This window comes from Streptomyces sp. GESEQ-35 (genome assembly GCF_017948485.1).
Classification (GTDB): domain Bacteria; phylum Actinomycetota; class Actinomycetes; order Streptomycetales; family Streptomycetaceae; genus Streptomyces.
In genome coordinates, this window is the sequence record NZ_JAFFSX010000041.1 from 44,086 (window position 1) to 61,698 (window position 17,613).

At 69.0% G+C, this 17,613-nt stretch carries 15 protein-coding genes; 6 read left to right on the plus strand and 9 right to left on the minus strand.

The window, feature by feature from the left end:
• Position 1 precedes the first annotated feature (1 nt).
• From KCH87_RS45930 to KCH87_RS45945, 4 genes are all read right to left on the minus strand, one after another.
• Positions 2-1,084, minus strand: a complete 1,083-nt coding sequence (locus KCH87_RS45930; protein ID WP_210593930.1) for a hypothetical protein — start codon at positions 1,082-1,084, stop codon at positions 2-4.
• A 119-nt stretch (positions 1,085-1,203) separates the two neighbouring features.
• Positions 1,204-2,142, minus strand: coding sequence for an N-acetylneuraminate synthase family protein (locus KCH87_RS45935; RefSeq protein ID WP_210593931.1), 939 nt, complete (start codon positions 2,140-2,142; stop codon positions 1,204-1,206).
• An 8-nt stretch (positions 2,143-2,150) separates the two neighbouring features.
• Positions 2,151-3,383 carry an N-acylneuraminate cytidylyltransferase gene (locus KCH87_RS45940; protein ID WP_210593932.1) on the minus strand — a complete coding sequence of 411 codons (1,233 nt, stop codon included), beginning with the start codon at positions 3,381-3,383 and terminating at the stop codon, positions 2,151-2,153.
• Positions 3,384-3,415: 32 nt separating this feature from the next.
• Complete coding sequence (locus tag KCH87_RS45945) at positions 3,416-4,780, minus strand: DUF6716 putative glycosyltransferase (protein WP_247197823.1); 1,365 nt, start codon at positions 4,778-4,780, stop codon at positions 3,416-3,418.
• A 177-nt stretch (positions 4,781-4,957) separates the two neighbouring features.
• On the opposite strand from KCH87_RS45945, the gene KCH87_RS45950 reads away from it, so the two are divergent.
• The 3 genes from KCH87_RS45950 to KCH87_RS45960 all read left to right on the plus strand — a co-directional run bounded on the left by KCH87_RS45950 (position 4,958) and on the right by KCH87_RS45960 (position 8,243).
• On the plus strand, positions 4,958-5,944 hold the full coding sequence (locus KCH87_RS45950; RefSeq protein ID WP_210593934.1) for a glycosyltransferase family 2 protein: 987 nt from the start codon (positions 4,958-4,960) through the stop codon (positions 5,942-5,944).
• A complete protein-coding gene (locus KCH87_RS45955) occupies positions 5,944-7,275 on the plus strand; it encodes an alpha-2,8-polysialyltransferase family protein (protein ID WP_210593935.1) in 1,332 nt (443 codons plus the stop codon). Before KCH87_RS45950 ends, KCH87_RS45955 begins: the two co-directional genes overlap by 1 nt.
• Positions 7,276-7,400: 125 nt before the next feature.
• A complete protein-coding gene (locus KCH87_RS45960) occupies positions 7,401-8,243 on the plus strand; it encodes an FkbM family methyltransferase (protein ID WP_210593936.1) in 843 nt (280 codons plus the stop codon).
• Positions 8,244-8,324: 81 nt separating this feature from the next.
• Here the strand turns inward: KCH87_RS45960 and KCH87_RS45965 are convergent, their stop codons facing one another.
• A complete protein-coding gene (locus tag KCH87_RS45965; RefSeq protein WP_210593937.1) occupies positions 8,325-10,652 on the minus strand; it encodes a glycosyltransferase in 2,328 nt (775 codons plus the stop codon).
• Positions 10,649-12,052, minus strand: a complete 1,404-nt coding sequence (locus KCH87_RS45970) for a glycosyltransferase family 29 protein (protein ID WP_247197824.1) — start codon at positions 12,050-12,052, stop codon at positions 10,649-10,651. The genes KCH87_RS45965 and KCH87_RS45970 overlap by 4 nt, the downstream gene beginning before the upstream one ends.
• Positions 12,053-12,365: 313 nt before the next feature.
• Here KCH87_RS45970 and KCH87_RS45975 point away from each other — a divergent pair, with 313 nt between their 5' ends.
• Together KCH87_RS45975 and KCH87_RS45980 are read left to right on the plus strand one after the other, a co-directional pair.
• On the plus strand, positions 12,366-13,475 hold the full coding sequence (locus tag KCH87_RS45975) for an acyltransferase (RefSeq protein WP_210593939.1): 1,110 nt from the start codon (positions 12,366-12,368) through the stop codon (positions 13,473-13,475).
• A 106-nt stretch (positions 13,476-13,581) separates the two neighbouring features.
• Positions 13,582-14,493, plus strand: a complete 912-nt coding sequence (locus KCH87_RS45980; protein WP_210593940.1) for a class I SAM-dependent methyltransferase — start codon at positions 13,582-13,584, stop codon at positions 14,491-14,493.
• Here KCH87_RS45980 and KCH87_RS45985 read toward each other — a convergent pair.
• Complete coding sequence (locus tag KCH87_RS45985; protein ID WP_210593941.1) at positions 14,478-15,128, minus strand: TetR/AcrR family transcriptional regulator; 651 nt, start codon at positions 15,126-15,128, stop codon at positions 14,478-14,480. The two genes, KCH87_RS45980 and KCH87_RS45985, sit on opposite strands and share 16 nt — an antisense overlap.
• Before the next feature lie 72 nt (positions 15,129-15,200).
• Here KCH87_RS45985 and KCH87_RS45990 point away from each other — a divergent pair, with 72 nt between their 5' ends.
• Positions 15,201-16,604, plus strand: coding sequence for an FAD-dependent oxidoreductase (locus tag KCH87_RS45990; protein ID WP_210593942.1), 1,404 nt, complete (start codon positions 15,201-15,203; stop codon positions 16,602-16,604).
• 82 nt (positions 16,605-16,686) lie between these two features.
• Here KCH87_RS45990 and leuE read toward each other — a convergent pair whose 3' ends face one another.
• Positions 16,687-17,331 (minus strand): leucine efflux protein LeuE, encoded by a 645-nt coding sequence (gene leuE, locus KCH87_RS45995; protein WP_210593943.1) that lies wholly within the window; start codon positions 17,329-17,331, stop codon positions 16,687-16,689.
• A 62-nt stretch (positions 17,332-17,393) separates the two neighbouring features.
• Positions 17,394-17,613, minus strand: a 220-nt coding sequence (locus KCH87_RS46000; protein ID WP_247197825.1) for a methylmalonyl-CoA mutase family protein, incomplete at its 5' end; no start/stop codon positions are given.

The window sequence follows — 17,613 nt, forward strand, 5'->3', positions numbered from 1 at the left end:
CTCACACAGCCGTGACCGCCGACAGCCGGTGCACGTCCCGTGCCGTCCCCGTCACCCCCGACAGGAACCCCTGCGCACGCGGCGAGGCGGTCTCCGTCAGCCATGCGGGGTCGATGTCGCACACGGCGACCCGGACCTCCGTGCCGGACAGGGCGAGCGGCAGCGTGTGCACGACCGTCGACGGGAAGCTGAGGATGGTCCGTCCGATCGGACCCCGGCGGGCGATGAGCTCCAGGGGAAGATCCGGGCGGACGATCTCCAGGCCCGTCTCGACCGCCAGCCGGTGGAGCTTCTCGGTGCTCTCCCGACGGTGGGCGAAGTAACGGGTGGCGCCGTGGGCCTTGGCGAGCGAGCGGACGGCCTCCAGATAGCGGTCGCCGTCCACCACGCCGGTCTCCACCAGCGAGGTGCCGACCATGTCCGAGCCCCTGGTGATACGGGGCGGGCCGAAGCGGAAGCGGGTCCAGGCGAAGGTGTTGGCGGTGACCGTCACTCCGGCCGGGGTCTCCTCCATCGGCATGGAGGAGAAGATCTGCACCCGGCGCTTCTCGCTGGGCGTGAGCCGGCGGCGGGCCGAGGACGACACCGGGGCGAAGACCAGGTCCCGGGGCCCGGGCCGGCCGCCCTTGCGGTGCCAGCGCACCAGGCGCTCACCGCGGGCCAGTTGGGCGACGAACTCCATCGTCGCCGTGCCGTCGTCGACGACCACCAGGTCACGTGCCTTGGTGATGGTCAGCAGCAGCTGTACGTACCGGGAGAAGGGGTCGCCGAGGACGACCCGGTCGGCCCGGCGGAGCATGCCCGTCAGGCCGCCGATGGTCTGGAATGGCGCCATAGCGCCGCCCCGTGCCTCCTCCCATCGCACTTCGTGGCCCTCCTGGCGGGCCAGCTCGGCCATCCGGCGCAGCTGGCCGCGGGTCATCGGATCGATCGGGGACAGCACCACGAGGGTGAGCCCCCCGCCGGAGGCTTCCTGGGTGTGCGGGCTCTGGGCGTGCGCCCACTCCAGCACGTTCAGGAGCTGTACCGGACTCTCCACGAAAGCGAGAGTCTTCAGGCCGGCTGACCCGGCACGGGGGCTCATCGGCGTACGACCGTCCCGTCGTAAGGCGCTGTCTGCGCGCTGGGAACTCAAAAAAGCGTTTCGGGGCGGAAGGGGCGGACGCCCGCCGGCGTCCGCCCCGAACCGCTGTCTGCTGTGGATCAGACCTGGACCGGCTCGCCCGCGGCGGCGGCGATCTCGGCCTCGGCGACGACGCCGCTGATGCGGCGCAGCTTCTTCATCGGGCCGAGTTCGGACTCGTAGACCTTCTTGACACCGTCACCGAGGGAGGCCTCGATGGTACGGATGTCGCGGACCAGGCGGACCAGGCCCTGCGGCTCGACGGAGGCGGCCTGGTCGGAGCCCCACATGGCGCGGTCGAGGGTGATGTGACGCTCGACGAAGGTGGCGCCCAGGGCGACCGCGGCGAGGGTGGTCTGGAGGCCGGTCTCGTGGCCGGAGTAGCCGATCGGGACGTTCGGGAACTCCTTCTCCAGCGTGTTGATCACGCGGAGGTTGAGCTCCTCGGCCTTCGCCGGGTAGGTCGACGTGGCGTGGCACATCAGGATGTTGTCCGAGCCGAGCACCTCGACCGCGTGGCGGATCTGCTTCGGGGTCGACATGCCGGTGGAGAGGATCACCGCGCGGCCGGTGGCACGCAGCGCCTTCAGCAGCTCGTCGTCGGTGAGGGACGCGGAGGCGACCTTGTGGGCGGGGATGTCGAACTTCTCCAGGAAGGCGACGGCCTCGGTGTCCCACGGGGAGGCGAACCAGGCGATGTTCTTGGACTTGCAGTAGTCGTCGATCTGGCGGTACTCGTCCTCACCGAACTCCACGCGGTGGCGGTAGTCGATGTAGGTCATCCGGCCCCAGGGGGTGTCGCGCTCGATGTCCCACTGGTCGCGCGGGGTGCAGATCTCCGGCGTGCGCTTCTGGAACTTGACCGCGTCACAGCCGGCCTCGGCGGCCACGTCGATCAGCTTGAAGGCGTTCTCCAGCTCACCGTTGTGGTTGATGCCGATCTCGCCGCAGACGTAGACGGGCTTACCGGGGCCGACTTCACGCGAACCGAACGAACGGATGCGGGTGTTGGTGCTCATGGCTTTCCTTACTTGGTGAGGGAGTCGAGAGAGGGGCCGAGGATCCAGCTGGCGATCTCTCGGATCGCGCCGTCGCCACCGGGGACGGTGGTAACCGCGCGTGCGGCGCCGCGCACGACGTCGTGGGCGCTCGCGACCGCCACGGGCCAGCCCACGAGGGCGAAGCACGGGAGGTCGTTGACGTCGTTGCCGACGTAGAGCACGCGCTCAGGCGCGATGCCCTGCTCCTCGCACCACTGCTTCAGTGCGAGGTCTTTCCGGTCGATGCCGTGCAGCACGGGAATCTGCAGCTTCCGTGCGCGGGCGGCGACGACCGGGTTCTGCTCCGTGGACAGGATCAGCATCTTCAGGCCCGACTTGCGCAGGGCCGCGATACCGAGGCCGTCTCCGCGGTGCACGGAGACGACCTCCTTTCCGTCGGAGTCGATCAGCACCCTGTCGTCCGTCTGGGTGCCGTCGAAGTCCAGGACGACCGCGTCGATGTCGGCGGCGGTCGGCAGCGAACCGGGGCGGTTCGCGTCGAAGAGCGGCGCCAGCGCGCGGGCGCGGGCCAGCTCGTGGTGGTCGTCGATCTCCAGCACGCGGGCGGGGTCCGTGCGGACCAGCTCGGTGCGGCCGAAGAAGCGGTGCTGGTGCTTGCGGAAGCCGGCCGAGTCCATCGCGTAGGCGGCGCCGGTCTCCAGGAAGTCCTGGGGGCGGTCCTGGCGACGCGGGCGGAACGACTTGTCGTGGTTGACGCCGTGGCCGCCGTCCGCGGCGTCCTCGTCGCCGTCGCGCCAGACGAACCCGTGGAACGCCGCCACGGTCACCGCGGTGTCCGCGCCGTTCTCGACGATCGCCGCCGCGACCCCGTCCACGTCCTCCCGGGCGATGAACGGGCTGGTGCACTGCACCAGCATCACCACGTCCACCGTGGCGCCGTGCAGCGCCTCGTGGGCGTCCATGGCGTGCAGGACGGCGGCCTCGGAGGTCGCCAGGTCGCCGGCGATGGCGGCCGGGCGCAGCACGACCTCCGCGCCCGCCTGCCGGGCCGCGGCCGCGATCGCCTGGTCGTCCGTCGAGACCACGACGTCCGTCACCAGCCGCGCGGCACGGCACTCGCGCACCGCACGGGCCACCAGCGGCACGCCCCCGACGGGGGCGAGGTTCTTCGCGGGCACGCCCTTGGAGCCGCCGCGCGCGGGGATCACCGCGAGCACACGGCGCACCGGGGCGCCTTGACCCGCTTCCGGGTTGGACATGGGCTGAACTCCTTGGCTCTGAATCGGGTCGCTCACAGCTCTCCCATCCGCCGAATAACAGGCGCTACCCGCTGCACCCCGTGCCGGTAGGCACCGCGGGCGGCCCGGCGGACGACCTGCCGAACAGGGCCCGGCTCCTTGTCGACCGAGGGTGCCCCAGGCAGCACGCTGCCGTCCGGGCCGAGGTGGTGGCGGGCGAGGATGCCGGGCAGATAGCCGGGCGCGGTCGCCGGTGTGTAGTACGGGGTGAGGGGCGGCAGTTCGGGCGAGGCGAGCAGCTTGGCGATCCGCTCGCGGCCGGCGTCGAACGCGTTCTCGTACGTGCCGTCCGCCGCGACGCCCTGCCGGGACACCCACTCCTCGTCGGGCGTGGGCCGGTGTCCCTCGTCGAGCTGGTCCCAGGAGGCGAGGCAGCCGGAGCCCACGAAGTGGTGGTTGCCGAGCATCTCGCGCACACCCAGGTCGGAGAGGATCACCGTGGGGATGCGTCGGTGCAGGGCCTCCAGCGCCGCCGTGGAGCTGATCGTGACCATCAGGTCGGTGCGGTCCAGGACCTCGCCCATGTGCCCGTACACCAGGCGGAAGTTGGCGGGCAGATCGCTCTTCTGCGCCAGCTTCTGGTAGGGCAGTTCCTCGATGTGTGTGGTGTGCTCGCCCGGCTTGGAGCGCAGCTTGAGCAGCACCTCGCGCTCGGGGTGCTTGCGGGCGTGCTGAATCAGCCGGTCCAGCAGGTACGTACGGTCCTTGCGGCTCTCGGGGACCGAGGGCTGGGCCGCGAACACCACGGTGTACGGCTCGTGTTCACCGGTGTAGGCGGCTCCGCCCAGGAACGGCAGGGCGACTTCGGTGACCGACGAGGAGTCGGCGCCCACACCGTCGTACACACCCCGGAAACGGTCCGCGTCCTGGCGGGAGTTGGCGAGGACGAGGTCCGCGCCGTGCCGCAGCAGCAGGCCGTCGGCGAGCTTCTCGTAGACGACGCCGACATAGCCGGTGACGACGACGGGACGCTTCGGGCGGCCCTCCCAGACCCGCGCCAGGCCGTGCAGCATCGCCTGGACACCGCCGCCGACGAGGGAGAGCACGACGATGTCGTACTCCTCCTGCGCCATGGCGCGCAGGAATTCGACGGCTGTCACCTCCCGCAGGGAGTCGACCGTGACACCGACCTCCGCCAGCTGGCGGGCGGTTGGAGTGGCCCGGCCGCGTAGCAGAAATCCGCTCAGGGCAGGGGCAACTTGCGTGTCGCCTTGTGCTCCGGTTTCCATTGACGGGCCCGGAGCGATGCGACCCGCGGTCAGGGCACCCCACTTCCAGCGGGTGTCGGAGTCCGCGAGTACGGCGATCCGCGGGAGTCTGCTTGTACTTGCTGGCACATCCAAGACGCTAGGAAGCATTTCCTAGGTATAGCCCAACCGCGACTCAACAGAAGGTTAACAACAACACCACGACAACCGAACTGGCCCGTCAAACCTGCGGAAGTACTCGGCATGCACCGTTCCGACACACTGAGTTCACCTGTAGTACGATCACCAGAAAGTTCTGCCGCCGGAGGGCCCCCTAGGCTTCCGCACGTGCCAAAGCTTTCCGTGATCGTGCCGTTCTACAACGTGCAGCAATACGCCCCCGACATGCTCAGAAGCCTTCGCGTGAACGCCAGGCGCGACTTCGAGTTCATCCTTGTTGACGACAAATCCAAAGACGAAACCCCCGCGATTCTCGAACGAGCGGCCGAGGAGCTCTCGGATGTCGCTCAGGTGCGCTACCTCCGCCACGAGGAGAACGGGGGGCTGGCCACCGCGCGAAACACGGGCCTCGACGCGGCGACCGGCGAGTACCTGACCTTCCTCGACGGCGACGACTGGCTCGCGCCGGGCTACCTCTCCGACCTGGTGGCCGCCATCGAGCAGCTGGGCTGCGACTTCATCCGCACCGACCACGTCCAGGCCACCGCCCGCGCCCGTACCGTCCACAGACACCCGTACGGCCGCCGTAACGAGGTACTCAACCCCCGCGACGCGATCCTCCCCGTCGACCGCTCGACCTCCGTGGACTACGCCTACGCCTGGGCCGGCGCGTACCACCGCCGTCTGCTGGACAAGGGGTTGCTGCACTTCACGGACGGTCTGCGCACCGCCGAGGACCGGCCGTGGATCTGGAAGCTGCACCGCGAGGCGGAGTCGTTCGCCGTCGTCGGTCTGCTCGGCGTCTTCTACCGGCGCGGGGTCGCTTCCTCTCTCACTCAAATTGGGGATGTCCGTCAACTCGACTTCATCCGCGCCTTCGACCAGGTGGTTGAAGAGACGGCGACCGACCGGGACGCCGAGCTGCTGCTGCCGAAGGCGGTTCGGACGTACTGCGCGATCATCGCCCACCACCTCTCCGAGATCGACAAGTTCGAGCCGGAGGTGGCCAAGCAGCTGCGGATCCGGTCCGCGGCGGCGATCAAGCGCATGCCGCAGGACCAGCTCGTCGATGTGCTCGACACCATGGACCTGCGCCGGGCCAGCAAGCTGCGGCGGTTGCGGCGCCGGGTCTCCACTGCGAAGGCGGCCGCCTGATGTCCCGTACGACCCAGATCTTCTGCGCCTCGACGCTGTACGGAGCGGCCACCCTCGCCGCCGCGATCGACTCGGACTGCTTCGCCGAGGCGGACCGCCGGCTGCTGCTGGTGTTCAACAACTCCACGACGCCGGAGACCACACCCGCGGTCGACGAGATGCCGGGCTTCGAGTCGCTGCGCGACCACTTCGACGGCGTGCTGACCTTCAACGAGGCCATCAAGCCCTTCCACCCCGGCGCCTGGGTGCCGCGCCCGGACGACATCCCGTTGTTCGAGCGGTACCTGCGGCTGCTGTGGGACCTGGGCGACGACCGGGTGGAACTGGTCCTGGAGTCCATCCAGGTCAGCCCGGCGCTCACGCTGGCCCAGCTGTTCACCGGCGCCCCGATCGACGTCTACGCCGACGGCCTGATGAGCTACGGCCCCACCCGCAACAAGCTGGACCCGCTGGTCGGCACCCGGGTACGGCGACTGCTGCACCTGGACCTGGTGCCCGGTCTGACGCCGATGTTGCTGACCGAGTTCGACGTCCCGGCACACATCGTGCCGACGCCCGCGTTCCTGAAGGTGCTCAGCGGACTCGGCGGCGCCGTACCGGAGTTGCCGGTCCTGCCGGACAACGCGGCGCTGCTGCTCGGCCAGTACCTGTCCGCGCTGAACATCCTCTCCCCCAAGGAGGAAGAGGAGCTGCACGTGCGGATGATGCGCGGAGCCGTGGAGCGCGGGCACCGCTCGATCGTGTTCAAGCCGCACCCCACGGCCCCGGCCCGCTACAGCCGGATCCTGGAGACCGAGGCCGAGAAGCTCGGCGTCGACCTCACCGTCCTGGACACGCCCGTCCTCGCCGAGGTGCTGTTCGAGAAGGCCCGGCCCGGACTGGTCGTCGGCTGCTTCTCGACGGCGCTGTTCACCGCCTCCGCGTTCTACGACCTCCCGGTCGCCCGCATCGGCACCGAGCCGCTCCTCGACCGGCTCACGCCGTACCAGAACAGCAACCGCGTGCCGGCCGTGCTGGCGGACGCGGTGCTGCCGGACCTGGAGGGCCGCAAGGGCGAGGACACCGTCGCGTCCGACACGCTGGGCGCCCTGGTCACCGCCATAGGGTTCACGATGCAGCCGCAGATCTACCCGAGCCTGCGCCCGGCCGCGGAGCGCTACCTCTCCGCACACTTCGGCCCGCGCACCCAGCGCTACTTCAAGCGCAAGCGGCTCACCTCGCTCGGGCTGCCCGGCGGCATCCCCGAGCGGCTGTCCTTCCTGCCGCGCAACTCGACGGCACGGCGCGTGGTGCGCCGGGCACGGGCGCTGAAGAAGGCGGTACGCCGCTGAGGTCCGGTGCCTCTGCGCAAGTGGGCGCGGCCGCTACGTGACTGCAAAGTCAAGTAGCGGCCGCGCCCACTACATATGTTCGGGAAGCCTGCCACAGACCCTGAGGACCGCCCTACGATCGCGGAATGCGTATATCCCAGCTCGATGAAGCGAATGCCCGCATGCTGGCCCACGCACCATCTGTTCGGCCGGTCTCCACGAGCGACATCATCGTCAACCACCGCAAGAAGCACCCCTATAGGGGCTACGCAGAGATCAACTCTCCTTATTGCCCACCATTCGTCATGTTCTGCGTGAACGACGACGCGGTCGCCCTCGACACCTTGTGGAACGGAAAGTTCGGCTACGAGCCCGGCAGCCTCGCCACCTGGTCCCGGCTGGCCGCCAAGAGCACGACGATCGCCGACGTCGGAGCGCATGTCGGCTATTTCTCGATGATCGCCGCCCTCGCCAGTCCGAAGGCGAAGATCCATGCCTTCGAGCCGGTGGACCAGATCCACGCCCGCCTCTCGGTGAACGTCCGCTCGAACGGCGTCCAGAACGTCAAGCTCTATCAGGCGGGCGTCTCCAGCCAGGCGGGATGGGCCGAGATCAGCGTCCGCTTCTCGGGAAACCTGCTGTCCACGGGCTCGACCCTGGAGGCGGCCGCCTCGGACGCCGAGCTGAAGCGGATCCGGCTGCTGCCCCTGGACGAGGTGTTCGCCGATACCAAGCTGGACCTCATCAAGATCGACGTCGAGGGCCATGAGATGTCGGTCCTCGAGGGAGCCCGGCAGGTGCTCAAGCGCGACCGGCCGACCGTGATGCTGGAAGCGCTGCGGGACGCCGAGATGGACGGGCTCCTCTCCGAGTTCAACCCCCTGGGCTACGACTGCAACTGGGTCACCGAGGCCGACGGAAAGCTCGTGCCCTGGTACGCGCCTCGGCCGGCCAAGACGCGGAATCTGCTGTTCACGCCGAACGACTGAGACAGAACGGGTGGGCCCGGAAGGGAATTCCCTTCCAGGCCCACCGGGTTCAGGAACAGCGGCGACCGGTTTCGGCGTGGCTCAACCGCCGAGGATCGCGCGCAGATCCGCCGCGTTCGCCTCGGTGACCTTCCACAGTTCCTGCTGCCGGCCGTGTACGTCGGCGACGGTGGCCGCATGGTCGCGGAGCAGGTCCTTGGAGCGTTCCACCAGACGGGCGGCGAGATGGCGGTCGTGCACGGACACGCCCCACTCGGGCCGCTCGATGTCGCGCAGGAAGTACGCCATCTTCGGGTGCGAGATCAGGCTGATGATGGGCGTGCCACAGCCGAACGGGATCATGCCCGCGTGGCCGCGCATACCGATCACCAGCTTGGTGCGGGCGTAGAGGTCCCTGATCTCGTCGTTCTCGAAGTCGTACATCGGAATGACGGGCATCGAGATGCCGTGCTCGCGCCGCAGATCGAAGACGATCTTCTCGTCGTCGAGCGAGTGCGCCACGCACTGCACGTCGCCCTGCTCGCCCAAGTCCCGTACCGCCTGGGCCATCTGGGCCAGGAAGTAGCTGTAGTCGTGGCCGAAGCGCAGACCCGCACGGTCGTAGGCGGCGTTGATCAGGATGGTGTCGTCGCGCTTCACCGGGTCCTGCCAGCCCGGGACGAGCTGGCGCGTCACCGTGGTCGGGCACGGCTGGAAGCGCACCTTGTCGTGCAGGTGGGACGGCAGCATGCCGCGCACCTTCTCGATCGAGCCGTGGTTGCGCAGCCCGAAGAAGGACGACTTCTCGACGAGGAGGCGCAGCGAGTCCCGGAAGCGGCCCGCCCGATAGGACTGGCCGTCGAAGGCGTTGAAGCCCACGGCGTAGACCGCGATCGGAACGTCGATACGGCGCATCAGGTCGTCCGGGACGTTCCACTGCCAGGCACTGTTGCCGTTCGGCATGGTGTCCGGGATGAACAGGCCGCCGCCGCCGATGACCAGGCCGCGGCGGGCGTTGACGCGCTCCAGCGCGGACTCGTCGAACAGCCGGTGGGCGTGCACCGAGTGCCAGCGGCGGGAGGTGGTGTCCGGCCCGAAGGCGCTGCGGACGCTCTCCGGGAGCAGCTTGTCGCCCGCGTTGCCCTGCCGGTCCATGTAGAAGGCGACGTGCGCGAGCTGGTCCTCGGCGGTGCCCTGCTCCTGCGCCGGGACGGCCGCCGCGCGCTGCGCCCACAGACGGCTGGGGCGGTGGGTGATGTCGACGGACATGCCGCTCGTCGCGTACTTCAGGGCCGAGGCGTTGTCGCCGTGCACCCAGGCCATCTGGGCGAGCCGTGAGTAGGCGGTGGCGGCCCGGTTGGGGGCGGCCGTCGCCATCAGCAGCTGTGCCTTGGCCTCGTCGTACCGGGAGACGCTCATCAGGGCGTGGCCGAGCACCTCGTGCGGCCAGGCCTCGTCGAGGGGGATGCGGACGCTGCTGAGCAGGTCGACGGCGTCCTGGTAGTTGCCGTTCGCGACATGCGCGGCGGCCACCTTGCGGGCGGTCTCGACATCGCCGGTGCGGGCGACGTGCGGGGTGCCGTAGTGCACGACCAGGTCGTGGTGGAGGCCGCCCGAGGAGGCGAGGTAGGCAGCGTGGAAGTCGGCGTCGCCCAGCTCGAACTCGCGCCACTTCTCCTCGGCGAGGCTGTACCCGGCCTCGCCGCCCTGCCACGGCTTGTGGCGGCCGGTGAAGTGCAGGATCGCCGTGTCCTCGGGCACCGGCAGGTCGCCGGAGAGCCGCCGCTTGACGAAGTTGTAGCGGGCGTCGAGGCGGATGAAGTCGCCGTCGAGCACGGCGTTCAGGATGCCCTGGTCGTGCTTGTCGAGTTCGTAGTCGCCGCTGCGTCCGGTCGCGTCGAGCCTGGCGCAGAACGCGTCGCTCAGGTACTCGCGCTGGATGACCAGCAGACCCGAGTTGAGCTTGTGCTGCCCGTAGAAGAACTGCGACACGGCCGCCAGGCCCTCGCGCAGCTTCAGCAGCTCGCCCAGGTCACCGAGGACGACCATGTCCGTGTCGAGCGTGATGACGGTGTCGTACTCACGCATCCGGAAGACGTCGAGGATGAAGTACGCCTTGCGGACCAGGTAGTTGTCCTGGTCGCCCTTCTGGTACGAGTCGTAGTGCGTGTCGTTGACGCGGCGCAGCACGATGCGCGGGTGCAGGGCGCGGATCTTGGCGATCGAGCCGGGCCGCAGATCGTCGTAGAGGACGACGAAGTCCTCACACACGCTCGGGTTGGTCAGCGCGAGGCTGCGCAGCAGGACGAGAAAGCCGGGCAGGTAGTTCTCGTCGACGTAGGACGCGAAGGCGATGCGCCGCTTGCCGGTGATGTCGGTCGCGGAGTGCGTGGCCTGTGCGGGGGCCCCGGTCAGGGAAGTCGTCGTCATCGCAGGGATATCCTCATGTCGGTCACGCTCTGGGCCCGCTGCATGACCCAATCCTTCTCGCTGGTGTACTCGTGCACGGACGTGATGGCGAGCTTCATCGCTTCCTGGACGCGGTAGGCGCCGCTCTCGTAGAAGTCGAAGCCGATCAGGTCGAGCGTGGGGCTGACGTCCAGGAAGTCCAGCAGGTACAGCATGTTGAAGCCGGTGGTCGGGATGCCCGGCCAGACGTCGCTGCCGAGTCTGCCGATGTTGCGCACCGGCCAGCGCAGCGACTCGTCGCCGAGGAACTCCTGGCCGCCGGGCACCAGCCGGTTGCGCAGCGACCACTTCCAGTCGCCGGAGATACCGCCGAAGACGAGCCGGGTGTCGACCCGCTTCTCCCAGTTGAAGCCGTGCTTGTGGATCGTGGCGTGGATGTCCGTACGGCTGCCGGTGTGCTTCGGGTCGATCCGGTACGAGTTGAAGCGCACCACCAGGTCGTACGCGTCGATCTCGGCGCCCATCGAACTGGCGCCGACCCGGCCGGAGTTGGCGATCAGGCAGATGGACTTGCCGGCGATCCGGTTGCGGAACTCGCCGAGGCTGATCCACTTCACCCCGCCGATGGTGGGGTCGGCCACAGGACCGCGCATACGGCTGCGGCGCTGCTCGGCGTAGAGGGCGAGGGCCTCGGTGAGGGCGGTGACATCGGTGTCGAGGCCGATGCGCAGGTCCAGGTACTGGCTCAGCAGATCCTGCCGGTCGGCGACGGGGGCGTCGTCGGCGGCCAGCGCGACCAGCGCACCGACCATCCGGGGTTCGGCTTCGGCCCAGTCACCGGCGGCGTGCAGGGCGAGGCCCTCGGCCCAGACGTCGGTCGCGTTGCCGGGGGCGAACTCCCCGGCGCGCGGGACCTGACGCTTCAGCAGCTCCAGCAACTCGCGCTCGCGGTCGCCGGCCACCCGCAGTCCGGCGATCTTCGCGGTGACGCCGAAGCCGTCCTCGTCGGTGAGGGTGAGGTACTTCTCGTACGCCTCCACCGCCTCGGCCTCCTCGCCGAGGGCCTCCAGGAGACGGGCGCGCAGTCGCCAGCCGGCGCGGGAGTTCTTGCGGTGGGCGAGGACGGTGTCGCTGATCACCAGAGCGAGGTTCAGCTCGTCGTCGTAGCCGCACTTCAGCGCCTGGTTGGCCACGGCGAGCAGGGCGTCGAGCAGTTCCTGGCCGAGCCCGGAGGCCGGGGCCGTGGTGCCCTTGACCGCACGCTTGAGCAGCGCGGTGGCCCCGCCGGCCGGGGCGGGCGCGGCAGCGGCGGGTGTGGTTCCCCACACGACCAACAGCTTCCGCAGCTGCTCCGAGAGATCGATGCGGCGCCGGTCGATGCTTCCGACGAGTTTGCCGCTGTGTACAGCGCACGCACGCAAGCAGTCGTCCAGCTCCCCCCCACGCGCACGTGATCTTCTGTTCTGGACCCTCGTCATGGCACTCCTGTTGTGTTGCCAAGCCAATGCTTTGTGTTTGCTGCCGCGTATCGGCTGTTGGGGGGATCTTGAAACTGTTTGCGCATCCGTGAGGGGATGGAGGAAAAAATTAGAAAGTGAAAACTACCGCAAGGTGAACTCCCGGCAACCAGGGGGGTAATCCCTGGCCCGTCAACCAAGTCATACCTGTGATTCGGACTAATGTGCTGTGGTCACCCACAGGAGCTAACCCGTCGAGGGGATTTTCGTGACCAGCATGACCGTCCGACCGGCACCCGAGACGGCTCCGCTGCCGGAACGGACGAAACCCCGCGAAACGCGACTGCGCGCCCTCGACGGACTGCGACTCATAGCCGCGCTGATGGTGGCCGCCTACCACTACGGCGGCCGGGGCGGTGATGTCACCACCGCCTGGGGCAGCTCGCCCAAACATCAGTTCCCCACCCTTCACGCGTGGTTCTCGTACGGCTGTCTCGGCGTCCAGGTGTTCTTCGTCATCAGCGGGTTCGTGATCTGCATGAGCGGCTGGGGCCGGCCCCTGAAGTCGTTCTTCGCCTCCCGCGTCTCCCGGCTGATGCCCGCGTACTGGGCCGCGATCCTGATCGTCACCGCCGTGTTCGCGCTGCCCATGGTCGCCTACAAGGCACTGTCGCCCAGCGAGACGCTGGTCAACCTGACGATGCTTCAGTATCCGATGGGAGTGGACCGTACGCTCGGTGTTTGCTGGACTCTGTGGGCCGAGGTTCGCTTCTACGTACTGTTCGCGCTGTTTGTCGTACTCCCGGGTGCGACCCGGCAGCGGGTGATCATGTTCTGTGCGGGCTGGACGGTACTGGCGGCGATCGCGCAGGGCGCCGATCAGCCGCTGCTCGACATCTTCGTCATGCCCGAGTACGCGCCGATGTTCATCGGCGGCGTCGGCCTCTACCTCGTCCACCGCGACCGGCGCGACCCGTACGCCTGGGGCATCGTCGGCGTGAGCTGGCTGATCGGGCAGCACATCGTGGTCCAGAGCCTGTGGCGCGCCCCGAGCCCGGACGCCTTCGCCAACCGCTCCCAGCTGGTGATCGTGGCCATCGTGACGTTCGGCTTCGTGGCCGTGGCGGCGATCGCGCTGGGCTGGCTAAACTGGGCGAACTGGCCCTGGCTGACCGTGGCCGGAGCCCTGACGTACCCCTTCTACCTGGTCCACGAGCACCTCGGCTGGGTGGTGATTCACGCGCTCCACAAGGAGATGTACGTCTCTGCGGGGCTGACGTTCATCCTGACGATCGCCTCGATGCTGGTGCTGGCCTGGCTGCTGCACCGCTTCGTCGAGAAGCCGTTCGGTCCGAGGCTGCGGGCCACGCTCGCCAAGGCGCGCTGACGGGGTTCGCCCTGGGCTGGGGCCGCGAGGCTTCCTTTCGGGGTTTGTTCACCGGACGTTCAGCCCGTCGATAGATTGCCCGGCATCGAGTGAGCAGACTCGCTTCATGGCCAATCCACAGCAGATCGACACGCACCCCGGTGAGCTGAAAGACGTCCCGGGATGGTTCCCGCCACTGGACCAGGTGCTGTTCACGTGGTTCCTGGACCGGCAGCAAAGACTGGGGCAGCGCGGCGACCTGGTGGAACTCGGCGTCTTCATGGGCAAGAGCGCGATCCTGCTGGGCGAGCACCTGGGGGACGGCGAGAAGTTCACAGTCTGTGACCTGTTCGAGGGCGATGCCCCGGACGGGGCGAACCGGGCCGAGCACAACAAGTCGTACGGATCACTCACCCGGCAGGCCTTCGAGCGGAACTACCTCGCCTTCCACGACAGCCTGCCGAAGGTGATCCAGGGCCCCAGCTCCCTGATCTCCCAGGAGGTCGACACCGACAGCTGCCGCTTCCTCCACATCGACGCCTCACACCTGTACGAGCACGTCCACGACGACATCGGTGCCGCACACGACCTCCTGCTGCCCGACGGCATCGTCGTCCTCGACGACTTCCGCTCCGAACACACCCCGGGCGTCTCGGTCGCCACCTGGGAGGCCGTCCTCAACCGCGGGCTGCGCCCGGTCTGCCTCAGCACACAGAAGCTGTACGGCACCTGGGGCGACCCCGAGCCCCTCCAGAAGGAGCTGCTCACCATGGTCCGGGAGCGCACGGACGTCGGGCTGAGCATCCAGGACGCCGCAGGGCACCGCCTGGTCCGCACGCGCGCCAAGAAGGGCATGCAGCCGCCGTCCTTCCCGCACTCCCGCTACTACAAGGAGCCCGAGCCGGAGCCCGCCCCCGCGCCTCGACCGCAGCGCTCACTCGCCCGGCGCATCGGCCGGGACCTGCTCCCGCCGATCGTCACCCGGGCGGTGCGCAAGGCACTGGCCGGCCGCGCGAAAGGCGCTCAGGCGACCCCATAACGTGCCTCGATCCCCGAAATGATCAGAGCCAGCCCCTCCTCGAAGTGCTGGTCGTAATCCTCGAACATCTCCGCGCCCGCCTTGGCCGACAGAGGGAACTCGGCCATCAGGCGGGCGCGTTCCTCGACGTCGAAGCCCTCGCGGCGCTCGCCGGGCAGCGGCTCGACGCCCTGCTCCTCGGTGACGAAACCGATCGTGTAGAGGTACGTCGTCGAGGTCGCGCGGACCGCCTGGGCGAGGGTGAACCCGGCGGCCGTGAAGAGGCGCAGGTTCGCCTCCATCTGCCCGGCGTGCTCCAGACCGGTGAAGCGGGTGCCGCTGAACACCTTGGCGCCGTCGCGGTAGGCGAGCAGCTCCGTGCGCAGGGCGCGGTTGGACGTCAGCAGCCGCTCCTGCCAGGTGTCCCCGGGGTCGAGCGCGGTTCCGGCGGCCATCCGGCGGTAGATCTCCGTCGCCATCTCGTCGAGCAGCGCCTGCTTGTCCTTGAAGTGCCAGTACAGGGCCGGCGCCTTGACGTCCAGCTCCCTGGCGATCGCGCGCAGGGTCAGGCCGTCCAGACCGACCTCGTTCAGGAGCTTCAGGGCGGTGTCCGCGACCCGTTTGCGGTCGAGGGGCGCTCGGCGTTCCGTATTCACGCTTGACAGCTTAACAACGTTAAGGGCACTCTCGTCATCGACAGCACTTAACGCTGTTAAGGAGAGTGGGTCATGACTGTTGACGTACTGATCGTGGGCGCCGGCCCCACCGGGCTGGCCCTCGGCGTCGACCTGGCCCGGCGTGGTGTGTCCGCGCTGGTCGTGGAGCGGGCCGACCGGCTGTTCCCGGGCTCGCGCGGCAAGGGCATCCAGCCGCGCACCATGGAGGTCTTCGACGACCTGGGCGTCCTGGACGCGATCCGCGCGGCCGGCGGCACCTATCCGGTCGGGATGATCTGGCAGGACGGCCGGCGGGCGGGCGAGCACCAGATGTTCGACCCGGCCGAGGCGACGGAGGACTCGCCGTACAACGCGCCGTGGATGGTGCCGCAGTGGCGTACGCAGGAGATCCTGTTCGCCCGGCTGACAGAACTCGGCGGGCGGGTCGAGTTCGGCCGCGAGGTCGTGTCGGTCGAGCAGAACCCGGCGGGCGTGACCGCGCACTTCGCCTCGGGGGACGCCGTCACCGCACGCTGTCTGGTCGCCGCCGACGGGGGCCGCTCGGTCGTGCGCCGGGCGCTGGGCATCGGTATGACCGGGGAGACCGTGGACCCGAACCCGGTGCTGGTGGCGGATGTGCGGATCACCGGCCTGGACCGCGACAACTGGCACATCTTCCCGCCGCGCGAGGGGGAGAACTTCCTCGCGATCTGCCCGCTCGCGGGCACCGAGGACTTCCAGCTGACCGCGGGATTCCCGGAGGGCACCGATCCCGATACATCCCTGGACGGTGTGCGCAAGATCGTCGCCGACCGTTCGCACCTCGACGCCGAGGACGTGACCGAGCTCCGCTGGGCGTCCGACTTCCGTCCCCGGGCGGCGCTGGCTGACCGCTTCCACGAAGGCCGGGTGTTCCTCGCGGGGGACGCGGCACATGTGCACTCGCCCGCTGGCGGGCAGGGGCTCAACACCAGCGTCCAGGACGCGTACAACCTGGGCTGGAAGCTGGGCGCGGTGCTGCGGGACGGGGCTCCGGCGGCGCTGCTGGACACGTACGAGGAGGAGCGCCGCGCCAATGCCGCGGACATGCTGGGCCTGTCCACGAGCGTGCACCGCGGCGAGGTCAGGCGGGGCGAGGCGACGCGGCAACTGGGGCTGGGGTACCGGGGCTCGTCGCTGACTGTGCAGGTCGGGGAGGTTTCCGGTCCCGTGCGTGCGGGCGACCGTGCACCCGACGGCACACTGGACGGCGTCCGCCTCTTCGACGTTTTCCGCGGGCCGCACTGGACGCTGGTGGCCGTCGGCACGGAGGCCCCTCGGGTGCCCGAGTCGGTGCGGGTCGTCTCCGGGCCGGCCCAAGAGTCGTACGGGGTCGGGCTGTTCCTTGTCCGGCCGGACGGGTATGTCGGCTGGGCGGGCGCAGGGGCGATGGGACTCGCGGAGTACCTGGCGCGGGTCGGCCTGTCCGCTGGATAGGTGGTTCGTTCACTGCGGGCCGGTGGGGGCTTGTCGCGCAGTTCCCCGCGCCCCTAAAGGGCGCGACCGCCGGCGTCGGCTGTCAGCTCGCCAGCGACAGCTTCACCGCGAACCCGAGGAACAGCGCGCCCGCGGCCGAGGTCGCCCCCGCCGACAGGCCCTTGCGGCGGCGGAAGGCGGCGGCCAGCTTGGTGCCGCTGAATATCAGGGCGCTGAGGTACAGGAAGCTGGCGAGCTGGGCCAGGGCGCCGAGGACGACGAAGGAGAGCGCCTGGTAGGCGTACCCCGGATCGACGAACTGCACGAAGAAGGCGACGAAGAACAGGATCGCCTTCGGGTTGAACAGGCTGACGACCAGCGCCCGACGGAAGGGCCGCTCATCGGCGGCGGCAGGGGCGTCCTGGGCATCGGCCTTGTCCCGCCGCGTCCGCCACATCCCCCACGCGGTGCGCAGCATCCCTATCGCGAGCCAGGTCAGATAACCGGCGCCGGCGTACTTCACGATCCCGAACAGCACGGCATTCCCCTGGAGCAGGGAAGCGACTCCGGCGGCCGAGAGGGTCATCAACACGGTGTCCCCGCACCAGACTCCCGCCGCGGCGGTGTACCCGGCGCGGACGCCCCGACGGGCGGCGACCGAGAGGACGTACAGGGAGTTGGGTCCGGGGAGCAGGACGATCAGGACGAGGCCTGCGAGATAGGTGGGGAGATCAGTGACACCGAGCATGGAAACGAGTGTCGCACGGGGGTACGACACTCGGACTCCGGTCCTGCTGGACGGTCGGTCACTCAGAACGCGTCGCTCGGCACATGAGTCCCCCAAACCTCCCGAAGGGCATTGCACACCTCACCCACCGTCGCCCGAGCCCGCAACGCCTCCTTCATCGGATACAGCACGTTGTCCTCGCCCTCGGCGGCCTTCTTCAGAGCCGCGAGGGCCGAGTCGACCGCCCGCTGGTCGCGTTCCGCCCGCAGCCTGGCCAGGCGTTCGGCCTGTTGCCGCTCGATC

Bases quoted from the DNA above. Each gene is read 5' to 3' on its own strand.
- KCH87_RS45930 (WP_210593930.1), bottom strand. From the start codon at position 1,084: ATGAGCCCCCGTGCCGGGTCAGCCGGCCTGAAGACTCTCGCTTTCGTG.
- KCH87_RS45935 (WP_210593931.1), bottom strand. From the start codon at position 2,142: ATGAGCACCAACACCCGCATCCGTTCGTTCGGTTCGCGTGAAGTCGGC.
- KCH87_RS45940 (WP_210593932.1), bottom strand. From the start codon at position 3,383: ATGTCCAACCCGGAAGCGGGTCAAGGCGCCCCGGTGCGCCGTGTGCTC.
- KCH87_RS45945 (WP_247197823.1), bottom strand. From the start codon at position 4,780: ATGCTTCCTAGCGTCTTGGATGTGCCAGCAAGTACAAGCAGACTCCCG.
- KCH87_RS45955 (WP_210593935.1), top strand. From the start codon at position 5,944: ATGTCCCGTACGACCCAGATCTTCTGCGCCTCGACGCTGTACGGAGCG.
- KCH87_RS45960 (WP_210593936.1), top strand. From the start codon at position 7,401: ATGCGTATATCCCAGCTCGATGAAGCGAATGCCCGCATGCTGGCCCAC.
- KCH87_RS45965 (WP_210593937.1), bottom strand. From the start codon at position 10,652: ATGACGACGACTTCCCTGACCGGGGCCCCCGCACAGGCCACGCACTCC.
- KCH87_RS45975 (WP_210593939.1), top strand. From the start codon at position 12,366: ATGACCGTCCGACCGGCACCCGAGACGGCTCCGCTGCCGGAACGGACG.
- KCH87_RS45980 (WP_210593940.1), top strand. From the start codon at position 13,582: ATGGCCAATCCACAGCAGATCGACACGCACCCCGGTGAGCTGAAAGAC.
- KCH87_RS45990 (WP_210593942.1), top strand. From the start codon at position 15,201: ATGACTGTTGACGTACTGATCGTGGGCGCCGGCCCCACCGGGCTGGCC.
- leuE (WP_210593943.1), bottom strand. From the start codon at position 17,331: ATGCTCGGTGTCACTGATCTCCCCACCTATCTCGCAGGCCTCGTCCTG.